Below are 15,610 nucleotides of genomic sequence, written 5' to 3'. Positions count from 1 at the left end.
CGTGACACCCGACGAACCCGCTGACACCTCCGGCGCCCGCAATGGGCAACCGGGGCCGGCATCGGTCGCGGACGAGGCGATGCGGCTCGCCGAAGCGTTCGCGACCTGGGCGCAGAACACCCATCGGGCCACCGATGCGAGGGCGTCGTACGACGCGACGGCCGCGGACCGAGATCCCGGCGACGCTGCTGGGCAGGCGTCGAGCGCCGCCTCCGCCAGCGCCGACCACCACACCGCCGCACCCGGCTGTGACTGTGCGCACGCCCCGGCCGTCGAGGCGGTGTGCCGGATGTGCCCGGTGTGCCGACTCGCCGGACTGGTGCAGGCCGTCCAACCGGACCTGCTGGACCGGGTGGCCGACCTGCTCGGGATGGTCGCGGGTGGCTTGCGCACCGCCGCCCGGGAGGGCCGCGCCACCGACACCACCGGACCCGCGGCTGGTGATCGTGACGAAGGGATGGACGTGCCGGTGACCGGGGGAGAGGACGACTGAGGTGCGGGCGAGGTACGCGGACACAGGGGTGAAGGAGTGGGCACAGTGACCGAAGCGCAGCCGTCGCTGGCGATCGGCATCGACATCGGCGGGACCAAGGTCGCCGGCGGCCTGGTGGATTCGTCCGGCACGGTCGTCGACCAGGTGCGTCGCAACACGCCGCACCGCACGACCGAGCCGAAGGTCGTGGAGGACCTGATCGTCGAAGTGGTGCACGATCTGCAGGCTCGTGCCACCGCGGACGTCGTCGCCATCGGCATCGGCGCCGCGGGCTTCGTGGCGGCGGACCGCGCGACGGTGGTCTTCGCGCCGCACCTGTCCTGGCGGCACGAACCGCTACGAGCGGCGTTGCTGCAGCGCCTGGACATGCCCGTCTTCGTCGACAACGACGCCAACGCGGCCTGCTGGGCGGAATACCGCTTCGGCAACGTGCAAGGGGAGTCGCACGTCGTGATGGTCAATCTCGGCACCGGCATCGGTGGCGCGATCGTCGTGGACGGCCGCATCCAGCGCGGCCGGTTCGGCATCGCCGGCGAGTTCGGCCACATGCAGGTGATGCCGGGCGGGCACCGCTGCGAGTGCGGCAACCGCGGATGCTGGGAGCAGTACGCGAGCGGCAACGCGCTGGTGCGCGAAGCACGATCACTGGTCCTGGCCGGTTCGCCACTGGCCCACGACCTGGCCGCGAGCGTGGCCGGCGACCCGCGAGAGCTCACCGGTCCGATGATCACCGAAGCCGCCCGTGCGGGGGATCCGACGGCCGCCGAACTGCTGGCCGAGATCGGCAGCTGGCTGGGCACCGGCCTGGCCAATCTCGCCAACGCCTTCGACCCCGGCGCATTCGTCATCGGGGGCGGCGTCAGTGCCGCCGGCAGCATGCTGCTGGACCCGGCCCGTGACTCCTTCCGCCGGCATCTCGCCGGGCGCGGTTACCGGCCCGAGGCCCGCATCGTCCAGGCAGCGCTCGGCAACGAGTCGGGCTTCGTCGGGGCAGCCGATCTGGCGCGCACCGCGGTGGCCGAAGCCGCGGCGGGAACGGAGTCACGATGAGCACCGCCGCGCCGGACACCCACCGGATCCGGGTGGCGTCGTACAACGTGCGTGCGCTCAAGCAGGACCGGTCCGCGCTCGTCGAGATCATCCGCACCATCGCGCCGGATGTGCTGCTGTTGCAGGAGGTTCCGCGCCACCCGGTGTCGGGCCACCGGATCGCCGGCTTCGCCGACGAGGTGGGCCTGACGTGGTTCGGCGGCCGCCGCTACCGGATGAGCACGACGCTGATGACCAGCCTGCGGCTGGACGTGCTCGACGCCTGCCACGGAAGCCTGCCGGTGCGCCGGTTCGATGAACCGCGTGGCTTCGGTATGGCGACCGTGCGCCTGCCGGGACACCGCCCGCTCGTGGCGGCCAGCCTGCACCTGTCGTTGCGTGCCGCTGACCGCGCGCCGGAGATCCGCGAGCTGCTCGCCGCGGCCGGCCGCAGTCGACTCCCGATGGTGCTCGGCGGCGACCTCAACGAGGAGCCCGGCGGGCACACCTGGCGACACCTGGCCGGCCAGTTGCGGGAGATCTCCGCGGACCGACCGACCTACTCCGCGCAGCACCCGCATCAGCGGATCGACGCCGTCTTCGCCTCCGCCGGCCTGCCCGGCAGCTCACCCGCGGTGGCGCTACCGGCGGACCGGCTCGCGGCTGCCACCGATCACCTGCCGGTCGTGGTCGACGTGGATCTCAGCGCGCTGGCGGACCTATAGGACGGCGCCGTCGTCGTCGTCGAGATCGTCGCGGTTCTTCGGCGAGCGCATGATCAGCTGGACCACGCCGGCGACGAACACCGCGCAGGCCAGCACCCACCACAACGACTGTGCGTATCGGTCGAAGAAGACGTGGTAGAGCAGCCAGACCGGCCCGCCGATCAGGCAGCCGGCCATCGCCCAGAAGCCCAGGTCGTCACCGCTGGGCAGCGGCTGGGGCGGCGCCGGCACGAACGTGTCGGCCTCGTCGTCGTCCAGGAAGGACTCGGCACCGCTGGGCGGCATACGCCACTGAGCCGGCATGCCGGCCAACGGCGATGGCGGCGGTGCTGGTGCCGACGGCGGCTGCTCCGGCTCGGGCTGCTCGTCCGCCGCGGACTTGCCGGCCGCGCGGGGGCGCTCGAGGGGCGCCGGTGTGTCGGCGACGGTGAACGACGGGTCGAGATGCTCGATGATCTCGGCGAACCGGCGGTCGATGTCGGTCTGCTCGTCGGGCTCCTCGCGGCCCTCGAGGCTCATGACGACTTCACTCTCGTGCGCACTCTCATGACGACCGCCCAGTCACCCGCTGGATGAACTGCATGGTTTCATCCTCGATGAGCTCGGCATCGTTGTCGAGGGTGGCGACGTGGTAGCTGTCGGTCAGCAAGATCTCGGTCTTGTCGGTGCTGGACACTCGCGCCAGCAGCAGCGTCGAACACTCCGGTGGCACCACGTGGTCCTGCGGGGAATGCAGCAGCAGGAGCGGCTGGGTCACCTGCGGCAGATCCCGGGTCACCTGCGCCCACAGCTGCCGCTGCGACTGCAGGGCCTTCAGCGGGGTGCGGTCGTAGGCGAGCTCCCGCACCCCGGGCTTCTTGATGTCGCCCGCGATGGCTGCGATCGACGGCACGACGTGCTGCAGCAACGGCAGGGCGCGCAGCCGCAGGTCGCTCATCGTGTATGCCGGATTGATCAGCACCAGTCCGTGGATCCCGTGCGGATGCGACTGCGCCGCGAGCGTCGCCAGGGTGCCGCCCATCGACAGGCCGACGGCGACGATCCGGTCACACCGCCGGCGCAACTCGTCATACGCGGCATCGACCTCCGACCACCAGTCGGTCCACGCGGTGGTGTTGAGGTCCTGCCACGTGGTGCCGTGCCCGGGCAGCCGGGGGAGGCGCACGGTGTAGCCGGCGTCGGCGCAGCGCCGCGCGATCGGCAGCATGCTCTGCGGTGACCCGGTGAAGCCGTGGCACACCAGGACACCCGTGGCGGAGCCGTCATGGGCAAAGGGCTCGGCGCCGGGCAGCACGTCCATGGTCGTTCCTCCGTCGAGGGTGGTGCGGGGCTGTGCAGGACATCCTTTCACCTCGCCGGGCGGGCGGTCGCGCCTGTCGTATCCTGCACGCGGACCAGTGAGGTTGTTCAGCTCGAGTGCCAGCGGTCCGGCGGACCATCGGTGCGAAGGAGACGCGGTGTTCTATTGGTTGCTCAAGTGGGTGCTGCTGGGCCCGCTGCTCAAGGGCATCTTCCGGCCTACGGTCGAGGGTGCCCAGCACGTCCCGGAGCGCGGCCCGGTCATCCTGGCCAGCAACCACCTGTCGATCGCCGACTGGCTCTTCATGCCGCTGGTGATCCCTCGCCGCGTCACCTTCGTGGCCAAGGCCGAGTACTTCAACACCCCCGGACTCAAGGGCCGGCTGCAGAAGGCCTTCTTCTCCGGTGCCGGTCAGGTGCCGATCGATCGCAGCAGCGGCAGCGCGGCCGCCGGCGCCCTGGCGACAGGGCTGCGCATCCTGCGCGAGGGAGAGGTCTTCGGCATCTACCCGGAGGGCACCCGCTCGCCGGACGGCCGGCTGTTCAAGGGCAAGACCGGCATCGCCCGGATCGCGCTGGAGTCCGGCGCCCCGGTGGTCCCCGTGGGCGTCATCGGCACCGACGTGATCGCACCGCAGGGCAAGCTGTTCGGCCGGATCGTGCGGCCGCACGTGCGCTTCGGGAAGCCGATCGACTTCTCCCGCTACGAAGGCATGCAGGACGACCGCTTCGTGCTGCGTTCGATCACCGACGAGGTGATGTACGAGATCATGCTCCTGACCGGGCAGGAGTATGTCGACGTGTATGCCGCCTCGCTGAAGAAGGGCGGTCTGACGCAGAAGGCCAAGGAACTCGGCGGCGGCGCCGCCGCGCTGGCCACCCAGGCCAAGGACCGTCTGCAGCACCACCGGGACGAGAAGGAGACCGAGCCGGACGAGAAGTCCCAGTAGGCAATACCGCGCGCGGCATACCTACGGGGCGCCCGTACCCTTGGCTCGTGAGCACGACGACCCCTGACACGACTGCCGGCACCTCGTCCGCACCCCGCCTGCTGACCGAGCAGATCGAGTGGCCTACGCTGCCGGCTCTGCAGCAGCCGCGGTGGCCGGACGGGGACGAGGTCCACCGGGTGCGTGCCGAGCTGGCGGCCGCACCGCCGCTGGTCTTCGCCGGCGAGTGCGACGTGCTGCGTTCGCGGTTGGCCGCCGCGGCCGTCGGCGACGCGTTCGTGCTGCAGGGCGGCGACTGTGCCGAACGCTTCTCCGAGGCGACCGCCGACAACATCCGTGACCGGGTCAAGACGATCCTGCAGATGGCTGCTGTGCTGACGTATGGCGCGAGCACGCCGGTGGTCAAGATCGGCCGGCTGGCCGGGCAGTACGCCAAGCCGCGCAGCAAGGACACCGAGACCCGCGGTGACGTGACGCTGCCGGCGTTCCGCGGCGACATCATCAACGACTTCGAGTTCGATGCGGCCGCCCGCACCCCCGACCCGCAGCGGCTGTTGCGCGCCTACCACACGGCGTCCTCGACGCTGAACCTCGTGCGCGCGTTCACCACCGGCGGATTCGCCGACCTGCGGCAGGTGCACGAGTGGAACCGCGGCTTCATCGCCAATGCCGCCTACTCCCGCTACGAGTCGATCGCCCGGGAGATCGACCGCGCGATGAAGTTCATGCTCGCGTGCGGTGTGGACTTCGACTCCACCCCGCTGTCGGGCGTGGAGTTCTTCGCCAGCCACGAGGCGCTGCTGCTGGACTACGAGCAGCCGCTGACCCGCATCGACTCGCGCACCGGCAACCCCTACGCCGTGTCCGGGCACTTCGTGTGGGTCGGCGAGCGGACCCGCCAGCTGGACCACGCGCACGTCGACTTCGCGGCCCGGATCCACAACCCGATCGGCGTCAAACTGGGCCCGACCGCCGACCCGGACGAGATCGCCCGGCTCATCGACCGGCTCGACCCGCACCGGCAGCCCGGACGGTTGACCTTCATCACCCGGATGGGCGCCGGCAATGTGCGCGACAAGCTGCCGGCGATCGTCCGGCGGGTGACCGAGACCGGCGCCCAGGTCGTCTGGATCTGCGACCCGATGCACGGCAACACCTTCGAGTCGTCGACCGGCTACAAGACCCGCGAGTTCGACGACATCATCGACGAGGTGCGTGGCTTCTTCGAGGTGCACCGCGGACTGGGCACGGTGCCCGGCGGCCTGCACGTCGAGCTCACCGGCAACGACGTGACCGAGTGCCTCGGCGGCAGCGAGAAGATCCTCGACGCCGACCTGGAGAAGCGCTACGAAACGGCCTGCGACCCACGGCTCAACCACCAGCAGAGCCTGGAGCTGGCGTTCCTCGTGGCGGAGATGCTCTCCCAGCGCTGAGCCCGGCGGATCGTCAGCTCCGCAGCCGTCATTCGGCCTGTGCGCCGACGGTGTCGAGGGCGCGGACCTGCAGGTCGGCTGCGGCCGCGAAGGCGGCCATGGATTCGTCCAGCAAGCAGGCGTCGCGCAGCAGTAGCTGTTCGGTGGTGATCCGCTCGGCATCGCGTCGACCGGCCGCGACGGCGTCGAAGAGCGCCGCCGACCTGGTGTAGACGTGATCACCGGCGCGATGGTCCTCGGTGAGCGCCTCCGTGATGGCCTGCAGCGACGCGTGCAGCTGCCGGCGCGCTCCGTCCAACGCGTCGGCGTCAGGTCGCAGGCGGTCCCCGGCACCGTCCGCGGAGCGCAGCTGCTCGCTCTCGCGCAGCATCATGCGAGCGCGGTGGACGGAGGCGTCGGCCGCCGCCCGCAGGCCGCGGTGTATGTCGCTGCCGGGTCCCGGCAAGCCGCGCACCGGACGGAGCGCGGCCACCAGGGTCTGGTGGGTGGCGTCGAGATTCCTTGCGGCAGCGTGAAGTTCGCCCTCCGGCTGCGCGTCCTGGTCGGCTGTGGTCAGTCGGCGCAGGGTGCCGTCGGCCAGCGTCTGGACCGCTTGGGCGTGGTCGCGTGCCGCCACCCGGACGACCTGCCAGGAGCGCAGCGGGAAGACGACGAGGACGGTCACGATCGCGACGGCGGCACCGATCGCGGTCTCCTCCAGGCGCAGGCGGAGCAGTGAATCGGAGTATTCGCCGAGCTGGACGTACAGCTGCGACACCATCACGGTGATGCCGACGACCACGAACGCGTAGCTGATCCGCAGCAGGTAGATGCCGAGTCCGATGGCGACCAGCACGGTGAGCACCGCCAGGTCGGTGTGGTGGCCGATCGCGTGCGCCAGCAACGAGCCGATGAGCACCCCGATCAGTGTGCCCGCCACGCGCAGCAGCCCTTTGCGGACCTGTTCGAGTGCGTTGTTCGCGCCCATGAACGTGACGAACGCGGCGATCACCGCCCAGTAGAAACGCCGCTCGGACAGCAGGCTGCCCAGGAGTATGGCGCCACTGACCGCGACGCCGATCTGCAACGCGATGCGCACGTTCGGCGCCATACGGACCCGGTCCAGCAGTCGGGGGCCGCGCTCGGTCGACGCACTGGCGCTGACCATCGACGAGCCGGGCAACCAGCCGCCGATGAGCTGGACCGGCGAGGTGAACGCCTCCGGCTCCCCGCAGTCGCGGTCGCGGTCCTCGGCGCGGTCGCCGGGACGGCGCCGCAACGGGTCGGCAGCAACCTGCGACCAGTCCTGAACGCTCGTGGCGAACCGGTGCAGGATGATCCGGCGGTGACGCTCATCGGATCCCTCGATCGCCACGAGTCGGGGCGTGCTCGCATCGCGCACCCGGTCGAACAAGCGGGTGGCGGCGTCGTGGGCTCCGGCGGCATCGTGCCGGCCGACAGCGGTGAGCGCCTGCCGGACGAGCGTCGCGTCCTGCGGCTGCAGTGCCAGCCGCCCCAGCGTGGCGGCGAACCTGGCCATGTTGCTGAGCGCCTGCTCGGCGTCGAACACGACCCGATGCAGTAGGCGGGCGGTCGCGCCGTCGGGCACGGCACCCGGCACACCGAGGGCCGCGTCGAGCATGAGGGCGGTCTCGTTGAGGCGGACGGTGCGTCGTTGCAGGCGGGCATGGGCACGCCGATCGCCCGGGTCGTCCAGGACGTCGACTGCGGTGTCGACCAGCGCACGGGCTCGGCTGCCGAAGCTGCGCCGGATGCGCCGCAGGGTGCGCCTTCGACTGGGGTGGAAGAGCAGCAGCTGGGCCAGGGCGGCGACCGCGGCGCCCACGCACACCTCGGGCGCCAGCCACGCCAGCGTGGCGAACCCGACCTGGCTGCCCAGGAAGAAGCCCATGAAGTCGCCCATGAACAGCAACTGGCCGCCGAAGAAGCCCCATGGGCCGAAACGGCGCAGGTAGGCGCCGCCGGCCAGGATCGCGGTCAGCAGGGTGAGCGCGACGGCCCGGTGCGCGCCGGTGGCCAGCCCGACGGCGAGCCCGGCGATCATCGGCAGGGGCATCAGCAGGATGGTCAGGTAGAGCCGGCCGACCGAGGGCAGCATCGGCGCCGCGAAGGTGGCCATCATGCAGACCATGGCGCCGACCATCATGCTCATCACCAGCATGGCGTGGTTGCCCGCGGACACCTGCGCGGCGGCGGCGGCCGGGAGGCCGCTCGACGGGTGCTGGCGGGCGCCGGTGAGGTGGACGAAGAGCCGCTCGGCGAGCAGGGCGGCGCCGATGCTGACGACGACCTGCAGCGCCATCCGCAGCCGGTTGAGTCCGGGGTCGGACGCGAGGAACCGGTCGAACCACTCCGTACGCGGGCGGCGCGCAGGGCCGTCCGGGGACGGTTGCGGCTGCCGGCGACGACGTCGCGACGGTGCGAGCTGGCCGAAGACCGCCCCCGTCACGGCTGCACGGAGGACGGTTCGGAAGTCACTTAGGCATCCTATCGGATGCATCCTCCGGTTAGCGGGCCGGTGTCAGACCACGTCGATCGTGATGGTGCTGCCCTTGGCTGCCTGCGTGTCCGCCTTGACCGACTGGCCCTGCACCTGGAAGAGCACCGGCACCAGCAACGGGTAGTGCGTCTTCACCGTGAAGCCGAGTCCTTCCAGCTTGTCCTTGGCCGCCCCCGAACTCATCCCGATCACCTTCGGCACGGTGACCATCACCGGCCCCTGGGAGACGACCAGCTGGATCGAGTCACCCCGGTGGCCGGTGCCGCCGCCGGCAGGAGTCTGGCTGATCACGTCGCCCTTGGCCACCGTGTCACTGTGCTGCTCCGGGCCGAAGGTGACCGTGAAACCCGCGTCGCAGAGGGTCTGCTGCGCGTCCGCCTTCGACTGCCCCGTGACATCGGCGATGTCGATCGGCTGCCTGCCCTTGCTGATCACCAGATCCACCTGGGTGCCGCGCTTCTGCGCGCTGCCGCCCTCCGGGTCGGCACGCACCACCTTGCCGGTGGCGATCTTCTCGTCATACGCCTGGGTGACGGTGCCGACGGCGAGATGGGCCTTGCCGATGGCAGCGCGCGCCGCCGCCTCGGACCGCCCGACGACCGACGGGACGGTATAGCGCTCAGGTCCCTTGGAGACGGTGAGCGTCACCGTGGAGTTCTTGCGCGCGTCCGCCCCCGCGCCCGGATCCGCCGACACGACCACCCCGCGGGCGACCTTCTCGGAGAAGGCCTGCTGCACCCGCGCGTGCAGCCCGGCGTCCTGTATGGCGCTCACGGCGCGCCCCTGTTGCTGACCTGCGACGGTGGGGACCGCCACCGTGCCGAACGGGCCGGCGGTGAACGCCCACCCGCCGAGGCCGCCCGCGACCAGCAGCACGAGGGCCAGGATCCCGGCCACCCACGGCCAGCGGCGCCGGCCGGTGTGCTCGGGCGGCGGCGGTCCGGTGCGGTCGATCTGCCGGGTGGAGTGCGCCGACAGCGGGCCGGTGTCGTGCTCGCCGGCGGCGCCGGCCGCGACGCGCGGCGTCTCGTCGAGGACCGAGGAGCCCAGCCGGTCCCGGGTGCGGTGCAGTTCGTGCAACATCGCACCGGCGTCGGCCGGCCGGTCGTCGGGGTTCTTGGCGGTCGATCGCAGCACGAGTTCGTCGACCTCGACCGGGACGGTGGGCACGGCGTCCGACGGTCGCGGCATGGTGCCGTGCACGTGCTGGTAGGCGACGTTGATCGGTGAGTCACCGGGGAAGGCCTTCTCTCCGGTCAGCATCTCGAAGAGCAGCAACCCGGCGGAATAGACGTCACTGCGTGCGTCGGCGCGACCGGTCTCGACCTGTTCGGGGGACAGGTAGGCGGCAGTGCCCAGCAGTACGTCGCTGTCGCCGGTGAGGGTGTCCGTCGTGACGGCCCGGGCCAGCCCGAAATCGGCGACCTTCACGCCGTGTGCGCCGATGAGGACGTTCTCCGGCTTGACGTCGCGGTGTACCAGCCCGGCCAGGTGCGCCGCATCCAGTGCCCGCAGGATTCCTTCGGCGTATTCCAGCGCCTCGCGGACCGGCAGCGGCGCGTCGCGACGGATCACCTGGCGCAGCGTCTGGCCGCGGACCAGTTCCATCGCCAGGAAGACGAACTCCTCGTCGGATCCCTGGTCGGTCACCGCGACGACGTTGGGATGTGCCAGCCGGGCGGCCGAACGCGCTTCGCGGCGGAAGCGGGCGACGAAGTCGGCGTCCCTGGCCAGATCGGGCCGCATGATCTTCAGCGCGACCTCGCGGTCGAGGCGCTCGTCGAGGGCGACGTAGACCGAACCCATGCCACCGTCGGCGAGGTGCTCGCGCAGCACGTAGCGCTTGTCGATGGTGCGACCGACAAGTGAGGGTGCGGATACTGACACGCTCAAAGTCTACGAACCTCGGGCTCCGGCGCCGGTCAGGTGACCGGGCGCGCCCTGGGCGGCTCCGCTCAGAGGCGGTCCATCAGGGCCCGGACGTTCCGGACGTAGTGCTTGGTCTCCGGGTAGGGACCGTGCTGCTGCACCCCGGCCAGCCCCTGGTAGTAGCCGCCGATCGCCTGGTCGAGGTCCTTGGCGTTGCCGGTCAGGTAGCGCAGGATCACCACGCCGGCGGTGATGTTGTCGTGTGCGTCCAGCAGGTCCAGCTCGTGCCCGACCATGCTCGACGCCCATTCGCCGGACTGGGGCAGCACTTGCATGACGCCGACCGCGTTGGCCGGCGAGACGACCCGCTGGTTCCAGCCGGACTCCTGCCAGCTGATGCCGAGCGCGAGGTGTGGGTTGACGCCGTACCGGCGAGCGGTGCGCTCGATCAGTGCCTTGGTCTGCGTGCGGCTGGGGATCGACCGTTTCGCCAGTGCGGCGCGGGTCGCTGCGGCGCGTCGGGCAGCCCGTTCGGCGGCCCGGCTGACCGTCCGGTGCTGGGTGGCGCGGTGCGACTTCTTCGGCGTGGTCTTCCGCGAAGTGGTCTTGTGCGAAGTGGTCTTGTGCGAGGTGCTCTTGTGCGAAGTGGGCTTGTGCGAGGTCCTGGTGGCCGCGACGCGGTGGGGGATGCGCAGCACCGACCCGCTGAGCACGCGGTCGGGGTTGCTGATGCCGTTGGCCTTGATCAGCGCGGTGAGCGACACCCGGTGGCGCAGCGCGATCGTCGTCAGGTTGTCGCCGGGGCGGACCAGGTATGCCGATCCGGCGCGCACCGCCTTCTTGGCGACCGACGTGCTGCGGCGCGGGTGTAGCCGCGGCGACTTCGACTTCGCCGGCTTGGCGTGCTGGGAGGCCTTCCGGTGATGGCTGTCCGCTGTCGCGTGGATCGCGTGGACGGCGGCGGGCGGGGCGCCGGTGGTGAGCGGGGGCATGGGTCTCCTTGGCCGGGATGGGCGTCGGGATGACGGCTAGTTGTGGCGGATGGGACTGGTGTGACTCGCCAGTCAAACTAGCGGCTGGACGCCGACCGGGGGGCGACCTGCACCGGCCAGGCGTGTCGACGCACGGCCTAGACTTGCCTGCCGTGACTGATGCGACGAGTGACGTGGAGAGCCTGGTCGGCGATTGGCTGTCGATCCCCGAGCTGGGCGACGCCCTCGGCCTGAGCCAACGACAGGCCCGTCGGCTGGTCGACGACAAGGTCGTGCTCGCGCACCGGGTCGGCCCCCACCAGGCACTCTGCGTGCCCGCGGCGTTCGTCGAGGAGGATCACCTGCTGACCGGCATCGAGGGGACCATCACCGTGCTGCTCGACGCCCGGCTCTCGCCGGACGAGGCGCTGACGTGGTTGTTCACGGTCGACCCGACCCTGCCGGTGGAGGGCAGCCCGATCACCATGCTGCAGGCCCACCGCAAGGCCGAAGTGCGCAAGCGGGCCGCCGAACTCGCGTTCTGATCCGTGCACGTGCCTCCGGTCCTCCCGTGACACACCTGGCGTATGCCGCGGTGCTGGTGGGTTGTCTGGTGCTGACGGCGCCCCTGGTGCCGATCCTGCGGTTGCGGCGGATGCACCGGTGGCGGCGGCTGCTGACCGCGATCGTCTGTGCGGCAACGCCTTTCGTGATCTGGGACCTGTGGGCCACCCATGCCGGGCAATGGCATTTCGACAGCGGTCAGGTGGTGGACGTGCGGTTGCTCGGGTTGCCGCTGGAGGAGTGGGCGTTCTTCCTCGTCATACCGTTCGCGGGCATCGCGAGTTACGAAGCGGTCGGTGCGTTGCTGCGGCGACGCCGTTCGCCGGACGGCCGATGAGTTACACCGTGCTGGCGGTGATCGCGGTGCCCGCCGCGTTGCTGGTCGACCTGGTCATCGTGCGCACCCGGGTGGTGCTCACGCTGCAGTGGTGGCTGGCCTACGCGATCGTCCTGGCCGGACAGTTCGCGGTCAACGGGTGGCTGACCGGGCGGCGCATCGTGACGTATGACGGGTCGGCGATCCTGGGCTCGAATCATCAACGGTTCGTGGGGGATTGGCGGCTCTGCTACGCACCGGTCGAGGACCTGGGTTTCGGTTTCGCCCTGGTGCTGCTCACGATCGTGTCGTGGCGATGGTGGACCGCCAGGGACTCCCGCCCGTCAGCGACCGACTGAGCACGAGGGCGCGCCGGCCGGCCGGGACGACGGCACGTCCCTGGCAGACCTCGAGCCCCCGGCGTTCGATCTCCCGCAGGATCTCCCCGTAGAGGCCGAAGGCGGCACGTAGGCACGGCCGCACGACCGGGTCCACCTTGGTCAGCCCGGGCTCGGCGGCGGCATACAGTGAACGGGCCCGGGCGATCTCGAGACCGACCAGCCGGCGCAGCGCCGGGCTGCTGCGGCCGGTCGCCACACAGTCGCCGACCTCCTGCTCGGTGCCGCCGCACGCGCGAAGATCCTCCAGCGGCAGGTAGATCCGGCCGCGCTGCCAGTCCTCGGCGATGTCCCGGACGAAGTTGGTCAACTGGAAGGCCTCGCCGAGTGCCGCGGCGTGCGGCAGGCCCGCGGCGCTCGCGCCCAGCACCGGCGCCGTCATCTCGCCGATGGCCGCGGCGCTGCCTCGCATGTAGCTGCGGAGGTCGGCCCAGGTGGGATAGCGCGACGTGGTCAGGTCGCGGCGCATGGAGTCGAAGAACTCCTCGAAGAGCCGGGCCGGTATGCCGTGGACGGTCACCGTATGACGCACGGCGATGAGCACCGGGTCGCTCGGAGCGGTCCGGTCGGTCACCGCAGCGAGCACGGCAGATCGCCACTGCGACAAGGCAATCGCCGGGTCGCTGCCGACCTCCGGGGCGTCGACGAGATCGTCGCTGCGCCGGGCGACGGCATACAGCGCCCAGATGTGCGGCCGTCGGCCGACGGGCAGCAGGCTGGTCGCGCGGTAGAAGGAGGTCCCGTGCCGGGCGTTGATCTCCCGGCACGTGGCGTATGCCGCGGTCAGTTGGTTGCTCACCCCAGCACCCGCTGGGCCGCCAGCCGACCGCTGATCAACACCATGGGCACCCCCACGCCCGGCGTGGTGCCCGACCCGGCCAGGGCGAGGCCGGGACCGATCCGGTTCGGTTGCCGGAACGGGCCGCTCTGCCGGAAGGTGTGCGCGCTGGAGAATGGTGTGCCCCAAGGCATTCCGCGATCGGTCCAGTCGGCGGGAGTGATGAAGTGCTCACCGATCAGGTCGGTGACCGGGTAGCCGGCCCGCTCGAGTCGGCGCAGCACGTGATCGCGGTACGGCGTCCGCAGACGCTGCCAGTCGATGGCGGCGCCATGCCCGTGCCGGGCGGGTGCGGGAAAGAGCGCATAGAGCACGTCTCCTCCGGGGGGTGCCAGCGATGGGTCGGTGCGCGTCGGCACCGAGACCAGGAAGCTGGGGTCGCGCATCACGCGGCCGTCGGTGACGTCGTCGAGCGAGCCCCGCACCGAGGCCCCGAAGTGCAGGTGATGGTGTCCGGCGCCCGGCAGTCCGGCCGGCACTCCGGCCGCGAGCAGCACGCAGCTGGGTGACGGGGTGCGGGCCGGCCGGATGGGTGACGGCTCGGCCAACAGTGCTGCGGCGTGGTCGGGTTCGCAGGTGAGAACGACGGCATCGGCACGGTGGGTCGCGTGGTCGGTGTGCACCTCGTAACCGCCCGCCGCGGCCCGGATGGCCTGCACCGTTTCACCGAGCCGGAGCCGGACGTCGTGTGCGGCGGCGACGGCCGCGAGCGCTTCGACGATCGCGTGCATGCCGCCCATCGGGTAGCTCACGCCGTGCACCAGATCCATTGCGGAGACGACGGCGAACATGCCGCGTGCACGGTGCGGGGCCACCCCGACATACAACGACTGGAAGCTGAACGCCTGCCGCAACCGTTCGTCGTGGAAGAACGACCCGACCAGTCGGTCCATCCTGCCGAGCCCGCGGAGCGCGACCAATCGCCCGAGGGCCGGGCGGGCCAGCGAGTGCACGCCGTCCACGTTGCGGTCGATGAAGTGCGGGAACTCCACGTCGTACAGCCGTTGGACGTGCCGGACGAAGCGGTCGTAGCCGGTGGCGTCCCGTTCGCCGGCGAAGTCGGCGACCACCCGGTGCATGCGGTCGACGTCGGTGTGCATCGGCAGGGTGCTGCCGTCGGGGAAGTGCGCGACGTATGCCGGGTCGATGTCCCGCAGCGTCAGGTGGTCGGTCATCGTTTCCCCGACGGCGGCGAACACTGCTGCGAGCTGGTCGGTTTCGGTCAGCACGGTAGGCCCCAGGTCGAGCCGGTAGCCGTCGACGGTGCCGTCCGGGCAGCGGCCGCCGGGGGAGGGCTGTTGTTCGATCAGGGTCACGTCCACGCCGGCGCCACGCAGATGCAGCGCGGCGGACAGGCCGGCGAGCCCGGCACCGACCACCACCGCGCTTCGCGGGGACCCCGACCTCGTTGCCGTGGACGGCGTCCGGGGCCCGCGGATCACGACGAGCGTGCCGTGGAGATGTCGATCAGGTCGATCAGTGCGGCGCGACCGTCGTCGGTGAGGTGTGCGGAGTCGAGGGCGGTGCGTGCGGCGTCGGCGCATGCTGCGATCAGCTTCTCGGTCTGGTCCACCGCGCCGGTGCGGATGCACTGCTCGCGCAGCCAGGCGAGGTCCTCGGTGGTGATCCGCGGATCGCCGAAAACGGCTCGGAAGCGTTGCACGTCCTCGGTGTTCATGTCCTGGAGTGCATACGCGATCAGGACCGTGCGCTTGCCCTCCCGCAGGTCGTCACCGGCCGGCTTGCCGGTCTGGTCCGGGTCGCCGAAAACGCCCAGCAGGTCGTCGCGCAACTGGAACGCCTCGCCGAGCGCCAGTCCGTAATCGGACAGGGCCGCCAGGGTGGCTTCGTCGGTGCCCGCACACGTTGCGCCGATCAGCAGCGGGTGCTCGACGGTGTATTTCGCGCTCTTGAAACGAATCACCTTGCGAGCGCGTTCGATCCGATCCTCGGTGGAGACCCCGTCCCAGGTCTGCGCAGCCTCGACGACATCGAGGTACTGCCCACCCATCAGCTGGGTGCGCATGGTGTCCAGCACGCGCCGGCCACGGGCGAGTTCGGCGGCCGGCAGGCCGCTGGTCGAGTAGATCTCGTCGGTCCAGTTCAGGCACAGGTCACCGGCCAGGATGGCGCCCGCCTCGCCGAACCGGGTGGGATCGCCGGCCAGTCCGCGCCGGCGGTGGACCTCGGCCAGCCGCCGATGCCCCCCCGGCCTGCCGCGGCCC

At 70.9% G+C, this 15,610-nt stretch carries 16 protein-coding genes; 8 read left to right on the top strand and 8 right to left on the bottom strand.

The window, feature by feature from the left end; all coding sequences use genetic code 11:
- The first annotated feature begins 1 nt into the window (after position 1).
- Genes ACTHL4_RS14585 through ACTHL4_RS14575 form a run of 3 tightly spaced genes read left to right on the top strand, consistent with a single transcriptional unit; the run spans position 2 to position 2,247 of the window.
- The gene (locus ACTHL4_RS14585; RefSeq protein WP_440283487.1) at positions 2-493 is read left to right on the top strand and encodes a hypothetical protein; all 492 of its coding nucleotides are present in this window, start codon (positions 2-4) and stop codon (positions 491-493) included.
- Between the two features lie 45 nt (positions 494-538).
- A complete protein-coding gene (locus tag ACTHL4_RS14580) occupies positions 539-1,543 on the top strand; it encodes an ROK family glucokinase (RefSeq protein ID WP_440283486.1) in 1,005 nt (334 codons plus the stop codon).
- Entirely contained in the window at positions 1,540-2,247 is a 708-nt protein-coding gene (locus ACTHL4_RS14575; protein ID WP_440283485.1) for an endonuclease/exonuclease/phosphatase family protein, read from the top strand. Before ACTHL4_RS14580 ends, ACTHL4_RS14575 begins: the two co-directional genes overlap by 4 nt.
- On the opposite strand, the gene ACTHL4_RS14570 is transcribed toward ACTHL4_RS14575, so the two are convergent.
- The gene (locus ACTHL4_RS14570; RefSeq protein WP_440283484.1) at positions 2,242-2,766 is read right to left on the bottom strand and encodes a hypothetical protein; all 525 of its coding nucleotides are present in this window, start codon (positions 2,764-2,766) and stop codon (positions 2,242-2,244) included. The two genes, ACTHL4_RS14575 and ACTHL4_RS14570, sit on opposite strands and share 6 nt — an antisense overlap.
- Before the next feature lie 25 nt (positions 2,767-2,791).
- Positions 2,792-3,547 (bottom strand): alpha/beta hydrolase, encoded by a 756-nt coding sequence (locus ACTHL4_RS14565; RefSeq protein WP_440283483.1) that lies wholly within the window; start codon positions 3,545-3,547, stop codon positions 2,792-2,794.
- 157 nt (positions 3,548-3,704) lie between these two features.
- Here ACTHL4_RS14565 and ACTHL4_RS14560 point away from each other — a divergent pair, with 157 nt between their 5' ends.
- Both ACTHL4_RS14560 and ACTHL4_RS14555 read left to right on the top strand, forming a co-directional pair.
- Positions 3,705-4,496, top strand: coding sequence for a lysophospholipid acyltransferase family protein (locus ACTHL4_RS14560; RefSeq protein WP_440283482.1), 792 nt, complete (start codon positions 3,705-3,707; stop codon positions 4,494-4,496).
- Between the two features lie 98 nt (positions 4,497-4,594).
- Complete coding sequence (locus tag ACTHL4_RS14555; protein WP_440283502.1) at positions 4,595-5,929, top strand: class II 3-deoxy-7-phosphoheptulonate synthase; 1,335 nt, start codon at positions 4,595-4,597, stop codon at positions 5,927-5,929.
- Between the two features lie 28 nt (positions 5,930-5,957).
- Here the strand turns inward: ACTHL4_RS14555 and ACTHL4_RS14550 are convergent, their stop codons facing one another.
- The 3 genes from ACTHL4_RS14550 to ACTHL4_RS14540 all read right to left on the bottom strand — a co-directional run bounded on the left by ACTHL4_RS14550 (position 5,958) and on the right by ACTHL4_RS14540 (position 11,290).
- On the bottom strand, positions 5,958-8,378 hold the full coding sequence (locus tag ACTHL4_RS14550) for an FUSC family protein (protein WP_440283481.1): 2,421 nt from the start codon (positions 8,376-8,378) through the stop codon (positions 5,958-5,960).
- A 72-nt stretch (positions 8,379-8,450) separates the two neighbouring features.
- The gene (gene pknB / locus ACTHL4_RS14545; protein WP_440283480.1) at positions 8,451-10,316 is read right to left on the bottom strand and encodes a Stk1 family PASTA domain-containing Ser/Thr kinase; all 1,866 of its coding nucleotides are present in this window, start codon (positions 10,314-10,316) and stop codon (positions 8,451-8,453) included.
- A 68-nt stretch (positions 10,317-10,384) separates the two neighbouring features.
- Positions 10,385-11,290: a lytic transglycosylase gene (locus ACTHL4_RS14540; protein ID WP_440283479.1), complete on the bottom strand. Its 906-nt coding sequence runs from the start codon at positions 11,288-11,290 to the stop codon at positions 10,385-10,387.
- A gap of 152 nt (positions 11,291-11,442) precedes the next feature.
- Between ACTHL4_RS14540 and ACTHL4_RS14535 the strand changes: the two genes are divergently transcribed.
- The 3 genes from ACTHL4_RS14535 to ACTHL4_RS14525 are packed head-to-tail and all read left to right on the top strand — an operon-like array spanning position 11,443 to position 12,508.
- Positions 11,443-11,814 (top strand): Rv2175c family DNA-binding protein, encoded by a 372-nt coding sequence (locus ACTHL4_RS14535; protein ID WP_440283478.1) that lies wholly within the window; start codon positions 11,443-11,445, stop codon positions 11,812-11,814.
- A gap of 26 nt (positions 11,815-11,840) precedes the next feature.
- Positions 11,841-12,170, top strand: a complete 330-nt coding sequence (locus ACTHL4_RS14530) for a lycopene cyclase domain-containing protein (RefSeq protein WP_440283477.1) — start codon at positions 11,841-11,843, stop codon at positions 12,168-12,170.
- On the top strand, positions 12,167-12,508 hold the full coding sequence (locus tag ACTHL4_RS14525; protein WP_440283476.1) for a hypothetical protein: 342 nt from the start codon (positions 12,167-12,169) through the stop codon (positions 12,506-12,508). The genes ACTHL4_RS14530 and ACTHL4_RS14525 overlap by 4 nt, the downstream gene beginning before the upstream one ends.
- On the opposite strand, the gene ACTHL4_RS14520 is transcribed toward ACTHL4_RS14525, so the two are convergent.
- The 3 genes from ACTHL4_RS14520 to ACTHL4_RS14510 form a co-directional block, all read right to left on the bottom strand.
- Positions 12,447-13,346 carry a phytoene/squalene synthase family protein gene (locus tag ACTHL4_RS14520; RefSeq protein ID WP_440283475.1) on the bottom strand — a complete coding sequence of 300 codons (900 nt, stop codon included), beginning with the start codon at positions 13,344-13,346 and terminating at the stop codon, positions 12,447-12,449. The two genes, ACTHL4_RS14525 and ACTHL4_RS14520, sit on opposite strands and share 62 nt — an antisense overlap.
- Positions 13,343-14,767 (bottom strand): phytoene desaturase family protein, encoded by a 1,425-nt coding sequence (crtI, locus tag ACTHL4_RS14515; RefSeq protein WP_440283474.1) that lies wholly within the window; start codon positions 14,765-14,767, stop codon positions 13,343-13,345. The genes ACTHL4_RS14520 and crtI overlap by 4 nt, the downstream gene beginning before the upstream one ends.
- A gap of 56 nt (positions 14,768-14,823) precedes the next feature.
- Positions 14,824-15,610: polyprenyl synthetase family protein (locus ACTHL4_RS14510; RefSeq protein WP_440283473.1), on the bottom strand; the 787-nt coding region annotated here is incomplete at its 5' end.

The sequence above is a fragment of the Flexivirga sp. genome (assembly GCF_051955415.1).
Lineage (GTDB): Bacteria > Actinomycetota > Actinomycetes > Actinomycetales > Dermatophilaceae > Flexivirga.
The sequence above is the reverse complement of the archived record's forward strand: the minus strand, read 5'-3'. Positions and strand labels throughout refer to the sequence as shown.

What these genes read in the sequence shown, in the direction of transcription:
- ACTHL4_RS14575 (WP_440283485.1), top strand. Translation starts at nt 1,540, where the DNA reads ATGAGCACCGCCGCGCCGGACACCCACCGGATCCGGGTGGCGTCGTAC.
- ACTHL4_RS14570 (WP_440283484.1), bottom strand. Translation starts at nt 2,766, where the DNA reads ATGAGCCTCGAGGGCCGCGAGGAGCCCGACGAGCAGACCGACATCGAC.
- ACTHL4_RS14540 (WP_440283479.1), bottom strand. Translation starts at nt 11,290, where the DNA reads ATGCCCCCGCTCACCACCGGCGCCCCGCCCGCCGCCGTCCACGCGATC.
- ACTHL4_RS14565 (WP_440283483.1), bottom strand. Translation starts at nt 3,547, where the DNA reads ATGGACGTGCTGCCCGGCGCCGAGCCCTTTGCCCATGACGGCTCCGCC.
- ACTHL4_RS14525 (WP_440283476.1), top strand. Translation starts at nt 12,167, where the DNA reads ATGAGTTACACCGTGCTGGCGGTGATCGCGGTGCCCGCCGCGTTGCTG.